General features: G+C 66.3%; 10 protein-coding genes. 1 reads left to right on the forward strand and 9 read right to left on the reverse strand.

Features of this window, described 5'->3' with window-relative positions:
* Positions 1-102: 102 nt before the first annotated feature.
* The 5 genes from CSC74_RS11190 to CSC74_RS11210 form a co-directional block, all read right to left on the reverse strand.
* Positions 103-2,754, reverse strand: coding sequence for a glycoside hydrolase family 3 protein (locus CSC74_RS11190; RefSeq protein ID WP_425501459.1), 2,652 nt, complete (start codon positions 2,752-2,754; stop codon positions 103-105).
* Between the two features lie 50 nt (positions 2,755-2,804).
* A complete protein-coding gene (locus tag CSC74_RS11195; RefSeq protein ID WP_425501455.1) occupies positions 2,805-4,481 on the reverse strand; it encodes a glycoside hydrolase family 43 protein in 1,677 nt (558 codons plus the stop codon).
* A 34-nt stretch (positions 4,482-4,515) separates the two neighbouring features.
* Complete coding sequence (manD, locus tag CSC74_RS11200) at positions 4,516-5,775, reverse strand: D-mannonate dehydratase ManD (RefSeq protein WP_162314543.1); 1,260 nt, start codon at positions 5,773-5,775, stop codon at positions 4,516-4,518.
* 25 nt (positions 5,776-5,800) lie between these two features.
* Positions 5,801-7,708 carry a sialate O-acetylesterase gene (locus CSC74_RS11205; protein ID WP_162314699.1) on the reverse strand — a complete coding sequence of 636 codons (1,908 nt, stop codon included), beginning with the start codon at positions 7,706-7,708 and terminating at the stop codon, positions 5,801-5,803.
* A gap of 173 nt (positions 7,709-7,881) precedes the next feature.
* The gene (locus CSC74_RS11210) at positions 7,882-10,044 is read right to left on the reverse strand and encodes an alpha-glucuronidase family glycosyl hydrolase (RefSeq protein ID WP_162314544.1); all 2,163 of its coding nucleotides are present in this window, start codon (positions 10,042-10,044) and stop codon (positions 7,882-7,884) included.
* A gap of 218 nt (positions 10,045-10,262) precedes the next feature.
* On the opposite strand from CSC74_RS11210, the gene CSC74_RS11215 reads away from it, so the two are divergent.
* On the forward strand, positions 10,263-11,339 hold the full coding sequence (locus tag CSC74_RS11215) for a LacI family DNA-binding transcriptional regulator (RefSeq protein ID WP_162314545.1): 1,077 nt from the start codon (positions 10,263-10,265) through the stop codon (positions 11,337-11,339).
* A 94-nt stretch (positions 11,340-11,433) separates the two neighbouring features.
* Here CSC74_RS11215 and CSC74_RS11220 read toward each other — a convergent pair whose 3' ends face one another.
* The 4 genes from CSC74_RS11220 to CSC74_RS11235 all read right to left on the reverse strand — a co-directional run bounded on the left by CSC74_RS11220 (position 11,434) and on the right by CSC74_RS11235 (position 16,976).
* The gene (locus tag CSC74_RS11220; protein WP_162314546.1) at positions 11,434-12,849 is read right to left on the reverse strand and encodes a sugar porter family MFS transporter; all 1,416 of its coding nucleotides are present in this window, start codon (positions 12,847-12,849) and stop codon (positions 11,434-11,436) included.
* Between the two features lie 127 nt (positions 12,850-12,976).
* Positions 12,977-14,317 carry a xylose isomerase gene (xylA, locus tag CSC74_RS11225; protein ID WP_162314547.1) on the reverse strand — a complete coding sequence of 447 codons (1,341 nt, stop codon included), beginning with the start codon at positions 14,315-14,317 and terminating at the stop codon, positions 12,977-12,979.
* A 40-nt stretch (positions 14,318-14,357) separates the two neighbouring features.
* A complete protein-coding gene (gene xylB, locus CSC74_RS11230) occupies positions 14,358-15,851 on the reverse strand; it encodes a xylulokinase (RefSeq protein ID WP_162314548.1) in 1,494 nt (497 codons plus the stop codon).
* Positions 15,852-16,100: 249 nt separating this feature from the next.
* Positions 16,101-16,976 carry an SDR family NAD(P)-dependent oxidoreductase gene (locus CSC74_RS11235; RefSeq protein WP_162314549.1) on the reverse strand — a complete coding sequence of 292 codons (876 nt, stop codon included), beginning with the start codon at positions 16,974-16,976 and terminating at the stop codon, positions 16,101-16,103.
* Between the last annotated feature and the right edge of the window lie 33 nt (positions 16,977-17,009).

Consider the following 17,009-nt stretch of genomic DNA (forward strand, 5'->3'; position numbering starts at 1 on the left):
CGAGCAGCCAGCAACGGGCCGCTTTTGTGGGAGCGGCGTCAGCCGCGAAAGAGTCGGCCGGATGCCGGTCGGGGCTGAAGCCCCTCCTACAAGTCTGCCGGATCATCGCGATATGCCTGCGTCCACTTCGAACGTCGCGCGTGCGCGGATGTCCGCGCTGGACGCGCCCACCTGCACCTCGTACGCGCCCGGATCGACGGCATAGCGCTTGCCCTGCTCGTCGTAGAACCGCAGGTCGCGCTCCGGGAGGATGGCGAACTCCACCTTCCTGCTCTCGCCCGGCTGCAAGGTGATGCGCTGGAAACCGCGCAATTCCTTCAATGCACGCCCGTGCCCGTGCCCGGGCCGGACCTGACGCAGGTACAGCTGCACGACTTCATCGCCGGCGCGCGCGCCCTTGTTGCCGACTTGCAGCGACACTTTCACTTCATCGTCGACGTCCACCCGCGCACGATCCAGATGCAGATCTGCATACTCGAAGCTTGTGTACGAAAGGCCATGGCCGAACGCATACAGCGGTTCCCCCTCGAAGTAGCGGTAGGTGCGTCCTGCCATCGCATAGTCATCGAACGGCGGCAGCTTCTCGTCCGCCTTGTAGAAGGTGACCGGCAGGCGCCCGGCGGGATTGGCGTCGCCGAACAGGACGTCCGCCACCGCATCGCCGCCACGCTGGCCCGGGTACCACGCCATCAGGATCGCCGCCACGTGCTGCTGTGCCCAGTCGATGGCCAGTGCCGAACCCGCGGTCAGCACCACCACTACCGGCTTGCCGGTGGCCTGCAGCGCCTCCAGCAGCTTGCGCTGCGTGGCGGGCAGGCGCAGGTCGGTGCGATCGCCACCGGCGAAACCCGGGTAGCTGACCGTCATCTCCTCGCCTTCGACATCGCCGGTCAGGCCACCGACGAACACCACCACGTCCGAACCGCGCGCCGCTTGCAGCGCTTCCTCGAACGGTGGTTTGGCACCCGGCATGTTCCAGGCCAGGCGAACCCCGGCGTCGCGCTCGCCTTCGTAGTACTCCAGCCGGATGCCGTAGGCACGGCCGGCTTCCAGCTCCACGTCGACGCCATTGGCACTCAGGCGATCGCTGGCCTGCCAATGGTCGAGCAACAGGCGTCCATCCAGGTACAGGCGGAAGCCGTCGTTGGCCGCGGCTTCGATGCGATAAGTACCCGATACCGGCGGCAGCAGCTGGCCGCTCCAGCGGATGCTGAAATCGTCGGCGGGCACGCCCTGGCCAGGGCCGGCTTCTCCACGCGCCATCAGGTTGTCGGTGGGCGAACCACGATCCCAGCGGAACCCGATCTGCGCATCCACGCGCACCAATGCCGGCGTGCCCGACAGATCGCGGCTGCGGAAATATTCGCCGCGCAGGCCGCGCTCGCTGCTGCCCGCGGCCGGGCGCAGGTATTGCGCCTCGACCAGCGGCGTCGCGGCGGGATCTTCGCGCCCTTCGACCAGGTCGACGCCGCGCGCATGCACCACTTCCACCTGTGGCGCGGCCTCGCGGATGCCCTGCAGGAGGGTCACCGGCGCGGCCGGGGTGCCGTAGTAATTGCCCAGCAGGGCCATGGTGTCGTCGGCGGTGGGGCCGACCACCGCGATGCGGCGCAGCTTGCGCGACAACGGCAGCACGCCGTCGTTTTTCAGCAGCACCATCGATTCCTGCGCGGCCTTGCGCGACAACGCGTCGTGTTCCGGCGACTGGTTGGCGGAGGCGGGAATGCGCGCCCAGCGCACCATTTCCGGCGGGTCGAACATGCCCAGGCGCATGCGCGCCGTGAACAACCGGGTCAGCGCATCGTCGATCTCCGCTTCGGTGATGAGGCCCTGGCGCACGGCCTCGGGCAAGGTCGAATACTCCTCCCCGCATTCCAGCTCGGTGCCGTTCTTCACCGCCAGCGCAGCGGCCTGCTCGCGCGTGGCCACGATCCTGTGGTTCTTCCAGATATCCACGATCGCCCAGCAGTCGGACACCACATAGCCCTTGAAGCCCCAGTCGCGGCGCAGCACGTCGCGCAGCAGGAACCGGCTGGCGCTGGCCGATTCGCCATGGACCCGGTTGTACGCGCCCATCACCGCGTCCACCTGCCCTTCCTTGACCAGCGCCTCGAACGCCGGCAGGTAGGTCTCGTAGAGATCGCGCGCGCTCGGGCGGGCGTCGAAGTGATGGCGATCCGCTTCCGGCCCGCTATGCACGGCGAAGTGCTTGGCGGTGGCGTCGAGTTTGCGGTACTTCGGGTCGTCGCCTTGCAAGCCGCGCACGAAGCTCACCCCCATGCGCGCGGTCAGAAACGGATCCTCGCCATAGGTTTCCTGTCCACGCCCCCAGCGTGGATCGCGGAAGATATTGATGTTCGGCGACCAGAAGGTCAGGCCCTGGTAGCGGCCGTGTTCGCCACGCCTCAAAGCCTCGTGATGCTTGGCGCGCGCTTCGTCGCTGATCGCCCGCGACACCTGGTCCATCAACGGCACGTCGAAGGTCGCGGCCAGACCGATGGCCTGCGGGAACACGGTAGCGCCTCCTGCGCGCGCCACGCCATGCAGCGCCTCGTTCCACCAGTCGTACGCGGGAAGGCCCAGGCGTTCGATCGCGGGCGCGCCGTTCTGCATCTGCGCGGCCTTCTCTTCCAATGTCATCCGCGACACCAGGTCGGCCGCGCGTTCCTCGAAGCTGCGCTGCGTGTCCTTATAGATCGGCAGCGCCCCCTGCGCCTCCGCGGCATGCAGGCCCGGCGCGTGCCACGCGAGCATCGCCATCAAGCCGCCACGGATCATCGTCCGCAACCATGGATTCCTGTCGCTCATTTGTCTGCTCCGTTTCGTTCGTTCGGGGCGATTCGCGCATGCGGTCCGACCACGGCGCCGATGAAACCCCCGGCCACGTCGGTACTGAGCAAGGTGCCGTCCTCGCCCTGCTTCAACCATTGCCAGCCCCTGCCTGCGTCGTAGCCGAACGAGTAGTCGGCGGCGTCGCCCGTGATCTTCAGTTCCAGCGAGTCCGAAGCCGGCAGCATCGTGGTGGCGACGATGCGTCCGCCTTCGCCGCCGTTTTTCTCCAGGAACAATTCCATGCGCTTGCCCTGGCGACGCACTCCGAGGAAGTACCAGTGGGTTTCGTTCTGGAAGGCGGCGATGCCCGCCTCGGTGCCCGCCTCGACCGGCACCCGCAATGCGGTGCTGGCTTCGAACGTCGTGTGCTGCTGGCGACGCGCCAGGAACGCCGGGTTGCGCAGCGTGTCCAGCGCTTCGGACAAGGGCCGCATGGACAACTGCCCCGCGTGGCTGGCGAAATCGAGCCACGGCTGTTTGGGCACGCGCACGTACATCCAGGCGCGATCCAGTTCGGGCTTATCGAACTCGTCGCGCCAGGTGAAATTTCCGGTCGAGGGCGCCTGCGTTTCCGTGCGCGACATGAAAGCCGGACCTGCAGCGACATAAGGAATCTCGAGATCCGGTTCCAGGATCATCGGCCAGCCGTCCTTCCATTCGACCGGCAGCAGGAAGGTTTCGCGGCCGGTGTTGTAGTGCACTCCGCCGTAATTGCGACTGGCCAGGAACGTGGCCCACCAGCGGCCGTCCAATCCTTCCACCAGATCGGCATGGCCGGCGTTGGTGACGGGATGGACGCGGTCGCCCGGCAGGTCGCGCTGGGTCAGGATGGGATTGTTCCCGTACGGTTCGTACGGGCCCCACACCTCGCGGCTGCGCAGGATCACCTGCGAATGTTGCGGACCGGTGCCGCCTTCGGCGCAGTTGAGGTAATACCAGCCATCGCGCTTGAAGATGTGCGGCCCTTCGATCCAGATCGGATTCTTCGAAGGGTCGACGCCGCCATCGATCAGCACCTTGCGCGGACCGAACGGCTGCTTCTTCGCCAGGTCGAATTCCTGCATCCAGATCGCACGATGGCCGTCGTAGCGCGGCGTGCCGACCGGCGCATCGTTGTTGAGCAGATAGGTGCGCCCGTCGTCGTCGAAGAACAGCGAGGGATCGATGCCGCCGATCGTGGGCAACCAGACAGGATCGGACCAGGGCCCGGCCGGATCGGTGGCCGTGGCGAGGAAGTTGCCGCCGCTGTCCACGGCGGTGTTGACCACGTAGAAGACGCCGTCGTGGTACTCGATGGCCGGCGCGAATACGCCGCGCGACATGCCCAGTCCGTCGAAGTCCAGTTGCGAGGGACGGTCGATGACGTTGCCGATCTGTCGCCAGTGGACCAGGTCCGTGCTTTCGAACACCGGGATGCCGGGGAAGAACGCGAAGCTGGAGTTCACCAGATAAAAGCGGTCGCCGGCCCGGGCGATGCTGGGATCGGGATGGAAACCGGCCAGCACCGGATTGCGGTAACTTCCTTCGGGCACGGGGGTTTCGAATACCGTGTCCTTGCCGCTGTATTCGAACCAGTCGAACAGCACCGGCTGCCGCGCAAGGACCGGTACCGCGAACATCGAGCACAGCACCAGCATTCCGATTTTCATGCGCATCTTCATCATCCCTCGCTACCGCGCGTGCTCACCAGTCCCACATCGCACCGTCTTCCAGGCGCGCGACCGGCAGCTGCTTGGGCGCGTACGGGAAGCGTGCGGCGAGCTTTTCGTCGATATCCACGCCATGGCCCGGGGTATCGCCGACATGCAGCCGGCCGTCGCGGAACACGTAGTCGTGCGGGAACACTTCGTTGGTTTCGTCCGAATGGAACATGTATTCCTGGATGCCGAAGTTGGGCACCCAGGTGTCGAAGTGCAATGCCGCGCCCATGCAGACCGGCGACAGGTCGGTAGCGCCATGGAAGCCGGTACGCACCTGGTGCAGGGCGGCGAAATCGGCCAGCCGGCGGATGTGGGTGATGCCGCCGCCATGGACGATGGTGGTGCGGATATAGTCGATCAGCTGGTTCTCGATCAGGTGCTTGCAGTCCCAGATCGAATTGAACACCTCGCCCACCGCCAATGCCGTGACCGAATGCTGGCGGATCAGTTCGAACGATTTCTGGTTCTCCGCGGGCGTCGCATCCTCCAGCCAGAACAAACGATACGGCTCCAGGTCGCGTGCAAGGCGCGCGGCCTCGATGGGAGTCAGGCGGTGATGCACGTCGTGCAACAGCTCGAGGTCGTTGCCATGGTCCTTGCGCAGCTGTTCGAACAGTTTCGGCGCGGTTTGCAGATAACGCGGCGTATTCCACACCGTTTCGGCCGGCAATTCGCTCTCGGCCGGCTCGTAGGGCTTGGTGCCGGTGGAGACGCCATAGGCCTTCTTCACGCCCGGCACACCGCATTGCGCACGGATGGCCAGGAAACCCTTTTCCATGTACATGCCGACCTGGTCGCTGGCCTCGGCGATGTCGCGGCCGTTGGCATGCGCATAGACCAGCGCGCCTTCGCGCGAGCGCCCGCCCAGCAACTGGTAGACGGGCATCCCGGCCATCTTGCCCAGGATGTCCCACAGCGCGACATCGACCGCGGCGATCGCGGTCATCGTCACCGGTCCACGACGCCAGTACGCGCCGCGATACAGGAATTGCCAGAGATCCTCGATGCGGCCGGCATCACGGCCGATCAGGTTGGGAACCACGTGCTCCTGCAGGTAGGACGCTACCGCCAGTTCGCGGCCGTTGAGGGTCGCATCGCCGAGCCCGTAAACGCCGGAACGCGTGGTGATCTTCAGGGTGACGAAGTTGCGGCCCGGACAGGTGACGATGACCCTGGCGTCGACGATCTCGCGGTCGCGCGAGGAGCCGTGGGTACTGGTTTCTTTGACGACTTGGCTGTTCATTGGAAAAGTCCGCTTTGGAGGTGCTTCAGGGAATGTCGATCTCGAACGGCCCCGCCGGCAGGCCGGCGCCATCGAACAGGGTCACGACCGGGCTGTCGGCCCAGCCGTAGCGCACCCGCACCGGATTGGCGACGGGGGCGCGCAGGACGACTTCCTTGCTGCGGATCCGCGCCTCGGCGTAACGGCAGGAACCGGCTTCGCTGCCGCACAACTCGAAACCGATGGGACCCTCGGCGCCGTAGGCGACCAGGCCGTCGGTGATGTCGCCGAACGCGACCGCCACCGCTTCGCCATCGCTGTCGATGCGTTTCGCCGACAGCGGCACCGGCCCGGAAGCCGGAAGCTTCTCGCCGTAGACCACGTGCCGTGCGGCGCGGGCGAGGCGACGGCCGAGTTCCTGCTTGTTGGCCGGATGGATGTCGTAGCGGTCGCCGATGTCGATGGCCACGGCCAGGCCGCTATGCCTGTCCTCGTCCACCACTTCGCGCTGCACTTCGCGCAATTCCGCCCAGCCGCTTTCGACCGGCCGGGTCGACGCGGCGCCGTAGCCGGCCAGTTGCGCCACCAGCAGCGGCAGGTCCGCTCCGTAGTGCGCACGCAGATCGTCGCGATACGCGCGCAGCAGGCCGCGGTAGGCGACGGGGTCGCCGGTGTTCGACTCGCCCTGGTACCACAGCGCGCCGCGGAAACCATAGCCGCCCAGCGGCGCGACCATGCCGTTGTACAGCGTAGTCTTGCCGGAAGCCGACATCCACGGCGCCAGCGGCGGCGTGCCGACCGCGATCGGCACGATGCGGTATCGCCAGGCGCCGTCGAGCGGCAGCGACGAACCATCGGCGAAGCGCAGCGCGCGCGTGGACGAAGGCCCGGTGATGCCGCCGTAGACGTAGGTGTCCAGCGCATTGACCACCAGCGTGTTGTCGCCCGCGTGCAGCAGGCCGCGCGGCAGCGGGTATTCGCGCTTCTCGCCGATGTAGGCGCTGCCCACGCCGCGGCCGTTGACCCAGGTCATGTCGATTTCGTCGACCGTGCCCAGCGCCAGCACCGCGTCCTGCGCGGCCTGCTCCGCGGTGAGCTTGAGCGTGGTCCGATACCAGAGCATGCCGTTGAAGTCGGCCAGTTCGGGCACGCCCCAGGTTTCCCATGCGCCGAGCTCGCGCGGTGCGGCGCGCCAGTCTTTGCCCATTGCGTAATCCGCGCGCCACGGCTCGTCGCCCTGGGCCACGCCGGGCCGGCCGTGCCACCACTTCGCCCAGACCTCGCCCCAACTGGCGGTCGCCGCCAGCGGATCGGTCGCGTACTGCGCGAGCACGTCGAGCGCGTCGTCGTAGCCGCCGACCTTGCGCAATGCTTCGGCGCTGATCCACGTCTCTATCCGCGAACCGCCCCACGAGGAATTGACCAGGCCCATCGGCACATCGATGGTCTTCTGCAGTTCGCGAGCGAAGTAGTAACAGGCCGCGGAGAATTCCGGCACTTTCTCCGGATTGGTCTTCTGCCACTGCACCGGTAGGGCGAAATCGTACCGCGGCGCCACGCTTTCCTTCTGCCCGACCTTCAGCATGCGGATGCGATCGTTGTCCGCGTCGGCGATCTCGGCACGCGAATTCAGCGTGCGCTTGACCTGCAGCTCCATGTTCGACTGGCCCGAGCACAGCCACACGTCGCCGACCAGCACGTCGCCGGCGCTTCGCGTCGCGTCGCCCGAACTCGCGGTCAACGTGTACGGCCCGCCCGCCTTCAACGCCGGCAACGACGCTTGCCAATGCCCCGACGCATCCGCGCGGGCCTTGGCCCGGGACTTCGCCAACGTCACCGTCACTTCATCGCCTGGCCTCGCCTCGCCCCAGACCCGTATCGCCTGGTCGCGTTGCAGCACCGCGTGGTCCTGGAACATCGGATGCAGGCGCAACGCGCCGGCATCGCCGGCCATCGCCGGCGCCACGATCCCGAACGCCAGCAGTAGAGCCGAGCTTGCTCGGCTGTTCACGCCCCGGATCCAAGGGCAGCGGAGCAAGCTCCGCTCTACGCGGGCGAAGGCCGCCGCGCGCGGTGGACAATGGATCCGCGGAGAGGCGATGGAGTACCGGTCGCGTTGCATCATGTTCAATTTCCCGGTGCGTGCGGAAAGGAAAGCGACTGGTAGTACCCGAGCGTATGCGCTGGCGGCGCCTGGCCCTGCGGCAGCGGCAGGCCATTGAGGCTCTGCCAATAGGCGATGCTGGCATCGCGCCACCACTGCGCTTCGTCCTGCTGGATCGCAAGGAAGGCGGAGACCTGCGCATGCCGCCCGGCGTCGACGTAGGCGGACAGGCCGTCCCAGGTCGCGCGCATCTTCTTCACTTCATCGACGCCATGCGTGTAGCGATGGACCAGTTCGTCCCACAGCGGACGGCCCGACCGCATCCGGTGATCCCAGGGTACGTGGTGGAACCACAGCAGGAACTGTTCCGGCACGCGCTCCACGTCGCCGAACTGCTCCGCCAGCGGCGGCGCGTACTGCGCGTCCGCGTTGCTGCCGGTCGCGCTGCGGTCGAAGCCGATGCCGTTCTTATCGGCGCGGTGGTAGTACACCGGCGTCCAGTCGGCGCGCGGCCCGCCGGCGTCCCATGGCATCGGGCCGTAGTGATGGCCACGGCCCATCAGGTGATGCAACCCCAGCGGGGTCATATAATCGACCACCGCCTCGCGCGAATCCATCATCATGCCGACCACCGGCGCGACGAATCTTTCGTCGTTGGAGAACGTCATCCGCACCCACTCTTCGGCGATCGCGCGCGAGGACAGATCCGGATTCCACGCCAGGCGGCCATAGGCGTACCAGTTGGCCTGGTCGAAATGCGAGCCGCTCCAGTTGCGGTCGGCGCCGATGTTGGCCACCCCGGCCATGCCGGTCAGCCCGCTCCTGCCCGGTACGTCGCCGTCGAGCGAGCCGTCGATCACCTTGGTCACCGTCGAGCCCTTGCCGCGCGCATAGGTGTCGGCGCGCAGCGTCTCCTCGTACAACGGCCCCAGGTACACCAGGTGCGTGGCGAACCCCAGGTACTCCTTGGTGATCTGGAACTCCATCATCAACGGCGTCTTCGGCATCGCCCCGAACAGCGGGTGGAAGGGCTCGCGCGGCTGGAAATCGATCGCCCCGTTCTTCACCTGCACCAGCACGTTGTCGCGGAACTTGCCGTCCAGCGGCACGAACTCGGTGTAAGCCTGCTTGGCGCGGTCGTCGGGTTCCTCGTCCGAGTAGACGAAGGCACGCCACATCACCGTGCCGCCGTGCGGAGCAAGCGCGTCGGCCAGCAGGTTGGCGCCTTCGGCATGCGTGCGGCCGTAGTCCTGCGGCCCCGGTTGCCCTTCCGAATTGGCCTTGACCAGCAAGCCGCCGAAATCGGGAATGATGCGGTAGATCTCGTCGGCCTTCGCACGCCACCAGCGCCGCACTTCCGGATCCAGCGGATCGGCCGTCTTCAGTCCGCCGATCTCGATGGGCGCGCTGAAGCGCGCGCTGAGGAAGACGCGGATGCCATAAGGGCGGAACACACCGGCCAGCGCCGCGGCCTTCTGCAGATACATCGGGGTCAGGCTGAGCGCATTGGAGTTGACGTTGTTGAGCACGCTGCCGTTGATGCCCAGCGACGCATTGGCGCGCGCGTATTCGGTGTAACGCGGATCGAGGTAATCGGGCAGCTTGTGCCAGTCCCAGATCGAAGCGCCCGCATAGCCACGCTCCACATGCCCGTCCAGGTTGTCCCAGTGGTTGAGCACGCGCAGCTTCAGCCGCGGCGATTCGCGCACATCGAGCTTCGCCAGCGACTGCCCGGTCTGGACCAGGCGCAGGAAATGGAAAGCCCCGTAGAGCGCGCCGATATCCTCGCGCGCCGCGATCACCGTCGTGCGATGGCCGTCGATCGCCACGCTGCGGATCAGGTAGCCTTCGGCTCCCACGTCATCCAGATCCAATCCCAGCCGGGCGATCAACGGCGACGAGGCGGCAGTGCCCATGACGATGGCGCCGTCACGGGTCACGCTATCGGATGCGGGCAAGGTCGCGCCGAGCAGGCCGCCGAGGCCGCGCAGCAGCTCATCGCGCGCGGCGACCTGGGTCGGGGTGCCCTGCCCTGCGATCAATTGAGACGCGTCGGCGCGATAGGCATTCGCCTGCACGGTCTCGATCTGCCGATAACGCAGCCAGAGCTCGTGGCCATCTTCGGCATGCGCGGCAGGCATCCACGACATGACTGCCAGTACGGATAAGAATGCTGCAGCGAGCATCCTGGAAGGCGAAAGTGGACGCTTGCGCACCGACCCATCGCTGCCGACGCGAGCGCCGGATCGATTCCGACTATCGCCGTACCTGCCTGTTAGCGTTACCATTCGAACAGTCGTCATGCCAGTCTCGGATTCGTGATAGAGGTTGGTTTCCAGGGTCATCGAGGCGGCGTCCGCGTGCTGCGGCCTCCGCGACCGCCAGCAGGACAAAGGTGCGAGCGTTGGAAAAACCCAAGAAATCGGTCCGCCGCAAGGGACGCGCCGTCACCATCGACGAAGTCGCGGCACAGGCCGGCGTATCGCCGATGACCGTGTCGCGCGTGGTCAACGGCCAGGGCAAGGTGCGCGACTCCACCCGCGAGAACGTCATGCGCGCGGTACGCGACCTGGGCTATACGCCCAACCTGGCGGCCAGTTCGCTGGCGGCCGCGCAGCACACGCGCATCGCGCTGATCTACACCAACCCCAGTTCGGCCTACCTGCGCGAACTGCTGGTGGGCGCATTGAGCGGCGCCGCGCGCACTGCTGCCCAGCTGGTCATCGACACCTGGGACAACCTCAATGCCGAGGAGCAGCGCAGTGCCGCGCGCACCCTGGCCAAGAGCGTGGCCGGCGTCATCCTGCCCCCGCCGTTGTGCGAATCCAAGGCGGTGGTCAAGGAATTCGTCAGCGCCGGCATCCCGGTGGTGTCGATCGCTTCCGGACGTTTCAGCAACGAGATCTCCTGCGTGCGCATCGACGATTTCCGCGCCAGCAAGGAAATGACCGCGCACCTGGTTTCCCAGGGCCACACCCGGATCGGCTACATCAAGGGCCATCCCAACCAGACCGCCAGCGCCCACCGCTACGAAGGCTTCCAGGCCGCGCTCAGCGAAGCGGGCATCGCCCACGACCCGACGCTGGTGCAGCAGGGTTACTTCACCTACCGGTCCGGCCTGGAAGCGAGCGAAAAACTGCTTGCCCACCGGCCGCCGCCCACCGCCATCTTCGCCAGCAACGACGACATGGCCGCGGCCGTGGTTTCGGTCGCCCATCGCAAGGGCATGGATGTCCCGCACGACCTCTCGGTGGTGGGATTCGACGACAGCTCCGCCGCAACCACGGTCTGGCCGGAGCTCACCACCATCCACCAGCCGGTCGCCTCGATGGCGGATTCCGCGATCGACATCCTTCTGCGCAACATCCGGCGCAAGGATCGCGGCACGCGCGTCGTGGTCGATCATGTCGCCCCGCACCAACTGGTGACGCGCGACTCGGTCGCACCCATCGCCAAGCGGAAACGTCCGGCGAAAGGCTGACGGGCGTCCGCCGCATCGGCATTCATCCGAACAGGGCAAGCGGCCGATCCGGCTTCCGTGGAACGCATGACCTGCCGGCGAGCCCATGGCCGTCTCAACCCTGCATCTGTTCCAGCTCCCTGCCCTTGGTCTCGTAGACGTACTTGAGCACGAAGAACACGGAGATGACCGCGGCCACGGTATAGATGCCGTAGGCGCCGGCCAGGCCGATGCTGGCCAGCAGGATCGGGAAGGTCACGGTGATGGCGAAATTGGAAGTCCATTGCGCCGCGCCCGCCACCGCCAGGCCCGAGCCGCGGATCTGGTTGGGGAACATCTCCCCCAGCATCACCCACATGACCGGACCCCAGGACATGTTGAAGAACACCACGTAGACGTTGGCGGCGACCAGCGCCAGCACGCCCATCGAATCGGACAACGCCAGCTTGCCGCCGGCATCCAGTCCGGCGCTGGCGAAGGCAATGGTCACCAATGCCAACGACACCGCCATGCCGGCCGAGCCGATCCACAGCAGCGGCTTGCGGCCGATGCGGTCGATCAGGACCAGGGCCAGCACGCAGGCGCCGATGCTCAGCGCACCCGAGAGCACGTTGATCAGCAGCGCGTCGTTCTCGGAGAACCCGACCGCCTGCCACAGCACCGCGCCGTAATAGAACACCACGTTGATGCCGACCAGTTGCTGGAAAGTGGCCAGGCCGATGCCGATCCAGACGATGCGGCGCACCTTGCCCGAGGCTTTGTCGACCAGGTCGGACAGCCGCGGGCGATGCCCGTCCTGCGACAGCGAGCCCTCGATTTCGACCAGCTTGGTTTTCGCTTCCACGGATCCGTAGAGACGGGTCAGCACCTTCAGCGCGTCTTCCTTGCGGCCCTTCACCACCAGGTAGCGTGGACTCTCCGGGATCAGCAGCAACAGCAGCAGGAACACCGCGGACGGGATCGCCTGCATCCAGAACATCCAGCGCCAGGCCGCATGGCCCAGCCACAGCGCTTCGGTGGAGGCGCCGGCGGCCTTGGCCAGCAGGTAGTTGCTGAGGAACGCGCAGAACAGGCCGCTGATGATCGCGATCTGCTGCACGGTCGCCAGTCGTCCGCGATAGCGCGCGGAGGCGACCTCGGCGATATAGGCCGGCGACATCACGCTGGCGGCGCCGACGGCGAATCCGCCGAACACGCGGGCGACGATGAAGACCAGCGAACTGCCCGCCATGCCCGCGCCCAGCGCCGATGCCAGGAACAGCACCGCCGAGATGATCAGCACCGCGCGCCGGCCCCAGCGGTCGGCCAGGCGGCCGGCGAAGAAAGCGCCGAACGCGCAGCCCAGCAACATCGAAGCCACTTCGAAACCGGTGCCCGCGGAACTGGAGTGGAAAGTTTGCTTCAGTCCATCCACGGTCCCGTTGATGACTCCGCTGTCGAAACCGAACAGGAAGCCGCCGATGGTGGCCACGCAACTTATGAGGATGATGAACCTGGTGTTTTCGCCGCCATGCGCTGCTGCATTGCTCATCGGATGTGCCCTGGTTGTCATCAAGATTTCATGACCCGTAGGAGCGCCCCTTGGGCGCGATGCTTTTCCGCCAGCACCGCATGAAGAGCATCGCGCCCAAGGGGCGCTCCTACGGGAAGCGGGTACTTCAGCGCAGCAGGTACTGGTTCAACAGGTTCTCGTAACGCTCCTGCTTGCCGCTGGTCTGTTTCGGCTCGCCCTGCTTGAGCGCCAGCGCGTGCAGGCCGGCGAGATCCAGTTTGCCCTGCTCGAAGTCGCGACCCGCGCCACCGTCGAAGCTGGCGTAGCGCTCGCTGCGCCACTGTTCCCACGGCGAATCGGTCAACAGCGCGTGCGCCACTTCCAGGCCGCGGGCGAAGCTGTCCATGCCGCCGATATGGGCGATGAAAAGATCCTCGTTGTCCGTGGATTCCCGGCGCAGCTTGGCGTCGAAATTCAGGCCGCCTTCCAGCCCGCCCTGGCGCAATACGACCAGCATCGCGCCGACCGTGTCGTAGAGGTCGCTCGGGAACTGGTCGGTATCCCAGCCGTTCTGCGCATTGCCGCGGTTGGCGTCGATGCTGCCGAGCAGGCCGTGGTCGGACGCCACCTGCAGGTCGTGCTCGAAGGTGTGGCCCGAAAGCGTGGCGTGGTTGGCTTCGATGTTGAGCTTGAAGTCCTTGTCCAGGCCATGTTCGCGCAGGAAACCGGCGACGGTGGCGCTGTCGAAGTCGTACTGGTGCTTCATCGGCTCCATCGGCTTGGGCTCGATCAGGAAGTTGCCCTTCAAGCCGATGCTGCGACCGTAGTCGCGCGCCATGGTCAGGAAGCGGGCGAAGTGATCGACCTCGCGCTTCATCTGCGTGTTGACCAGCGACGCATAGCCCTCGCGGCCGCCCCAGAACACGTAGTGCTCTCCACCCAGTTCGACGGTGGCCTCGAGTGCGGCCTTGACCTGCACCGCCGCGCGCGCGACCACGGCGAAATCCGGATTGGTCGACGCGCCATTCATGTAGCGCGGATGCGAGAACAGGTTCGCCGTGCCCCACAGCAGCTTCATGCCGGTCGCGTCCTGGCGCGCCTTGGCCAGGCCGACCATGTGCTTCAGGTTCTTTTCGTACTCGCCGATGTCGTCGGAATCGGGCGCCAGGTCGACGTCGTGGAAACACCAGTACGGTGCGCCCAGCTTGGTGAAGAACTCGAACGCGGCATCGACCTTGGCCTCGGCCTTGTGCAGCGCGCTGCCGCCGCCCGCATCCCAGCCATAGGCGCGGGTACCGGGGCCGAAGGGATCGTGCCCGGCATTGCAGAAGCTGTGCCAGTAGCAGACCGCGAAACGCAGGTGTTCGGCCATGGTCTTGCCGCCGATCTTCTTCTGCGCGTCGTAGACCTTGAAAGCCAATGGATTGTCCGAGCCGCGGCCCTCGAACGGGATGCGGCCGATACCGGGGAAGAATTCCTTGTCGCCGACGAAGTATTGGGTGCTCATGGGGGTGTTCCTGTGGTCTGTCGTGAAGGAGGAAGGCGCGTCATGCGGCGTAGATGCGTTGCACGGCGGCAAGGTGTTCCAGGAAACGGTGGTACGGCTCGCGGTAGGCGCTCACGTGTCCGGCGTTCGGCTTGCACGTGAGCGCCTCGTCGTTGCTCACGTGCGCGGCGACCAGTTCGGGCAAGGGAGTCTTGTCCCCTTGCGCCTGCGAGAGCGACCACAAGGCCTGCAACGCAGCGCCGAACGCGGCGCCTTCGGCCTCGCGCGGGACTTCCACGGTCAGGTCGAACACGTCGGCGATCATCTGCCGCCACGCGGCGCTGGTGGCGCCGCCGCCGGTCAGGACGATGCGATCGAACGACATGCCGGCGGCACGGAAAGTGTCGTACCCGTGCTTCAGCGTGAACGTCGCGCCTTCCATCGCCGCGCGGTAGAAATGGGCCGGGCTTGCATTGTGCGGATCGAGGCCGGTCAGCACGCCCTTGCCCAGCGGCAGGTCGGGGGTACGTTCGCCGTTCAGGAACGGCAACATGCTCAGCCCGTCGGCGCCCGGCGGCGTGGCGGCGATATGCGCATCGCCGGCGCGGGTGCTGAAGCCGAACAACCTGGCGATGGTCTCGGTGGCCACGGTGCAGTTCATGGTGCAGATCAGCGGCAGCCATCCGCCGGTGGAGGAACAGAACGCCGCCCAGCCGCCCGCCGGGTCGATCACCGGCGTGTCCGAATAGGCGAACAGCGTGCCCGAAGTGCCCAGGCTCATCGCCAGTTTGCCCGGCACCACGCAGCCGGTACCGATCGCCGCCATCATGTTGTCGCCGCCGCCCACCGCGACCAGCACGCCTGGCGGCAGGCCCAGTTCGGCGGCACGGTCGGCACGCAGCGGGAACGTGCTTTCGGTGGAAACCAGCGGCGGCAGGCAGTCCGCAAGATCGCGCTGCGGATCGATCGCCCGCAGCATCGCGGCGGACCACCGCCGCGTGCGCACGTCCAGCCATCCGGTGCCCGAGGCGTCGCCGTGTTCGCAGAACGCTTCGCCGGTGAGCCAGAAATTGAGGTAGTCGTGCGGCAGCAGGATCTTGGCCAGGCGCCGATAGACCTCGGGCCGGTGCTTGCGCGTCCACGGCAGTTTCGAGGCGGTGTAACCGGCCAGGATCGGATTGCCGGCCAGGGCGATACTGGCTTCCACGCCGCCCAGCGCTTCCATTATCTCGGTGCATTCGGCGCTGCTGCTGGTGTCGCACCACAGCTTGGCCGGGGCCAGGACTTCGCCCTCGGCGCCGACCGGCACGAAGCCGTGCTGCTGTCCGGAAACCGCGAGCGCCTCGATCCCGCGACGCAATCCCGGATCGATGTTGGCGAAGCACGCGCCTACCGCTTCGACCCACGCATCCGGGTGCTGCTCGCGACTGCCGTCATCGCCACTGATCAGCTCCAGCGGCGCGCTCGCGGACGCTACCGCGCGACGTGCGTCGGCATCGTAGACGAGCACTTTTACGCTCTGCGTTCCCGCATCGATACCGGCGGTCAGAGTCATCGGCAACGTCCTCCAACATAAAAAGAGTTAGCGCTACCATTCCGCTGGCAAAAAAAAGGGCGAGCCCTGGAAACGTTTGTTTGCACTTGCTGCCCCGGCACTTGCCCCGTGATTGCCCGCACTTTAACCAGCCCCTCGAAAAAAAGCCTGCTGCAGCGCGGAATTTCTTTTGAAACAATCAGTTGGAAGCAACCCGGCTGGAGATTCCCAACCGGGCGCACGCGGTCCGCGGATATCGGAGAGGCGTCCTTAGGGGGCGTCCAAGCCCGCCTTCCGCAGCTCAAGTCCGCTTTGGTCGAATCCCTGCGCGGGTACATAGTCGTTCCTGCGGTCGGCGACTTCCGACCAGCGTTCGAGCAGGTTTTCGGCGGCGGTCGAACGGTCGGCAAGATGGATACCGTGGGTCAGCGTGATATGCGCCAATTCGAAACTGCCGGCACCCGCGCAGACGATCGCGCGCGTCGGAGCCTGTTCGGAGACCAGTGCGAGCACCGCGGGGCTGACCAGCTCCGGGCGCAGCAGGTCCAACTGCTCGGCGGGTAGCAACCCCTCCATCATCTGGGTCGAGGCGCTGGGCGCCAGGCAGTTGACGTGGATGCCGTATTTTTCGCCTTCGATCGCCAAGGTCTGCATCAGCCCGACCAGGCCCATCTTGGCGGCCGCGTAGTTCGCCTGGCCGAAGTTTCCATAGAGTCCGGAGGATGAAGTAGTCATCACGATGCGACCGTAGCCCTGGCTGCGCATCGGTTCCCAAACCGCCCTGGTGCAGTTGGCGGCTCCCATCAGGTGCACTTCCAGCACAAGCCGGAAATCGTCGAGCTCCATCTTGGCGAAGGACTTGTCGCGCAGGATCCCGGCGTTGTTGACCAGGATGTCGATCCGGCCCCAGGCCTGCAGCGTGTCCTCGACCATGCGCTGCACGAATCCGGCATCCGCCACCGAACCCACGGCGGCACGCGCCTGCCCGCCGGCGGCGTTTATTTCCGCGACCACCTGCGCGGCCCCGGGACCCAGGTCGTTGACCACCAGTTGCGCGCCGCGTTGCGCCAGCAGCAGCGCATGCGCCCGGCCCAGGCCACCGCCGGCACCAGTCACGATCGCCACCCGGCCCTTCAAATCGATCATCGTCCTCTCCTGCTTGGCAAAAATAGGGATACC

Source organism: Pseudoxanthomonas yeongjuensis (genome assembly GCF_010093345.1).
Taxonomy (GTDB): Bacteria; Pseudomonadota; Gammaproteobacteria; order Xanthomonadales; family Xanthomonadaceae; genus Pseudoxanthomonas_A; species Pseudoxanthomonas_A yeongjuensis.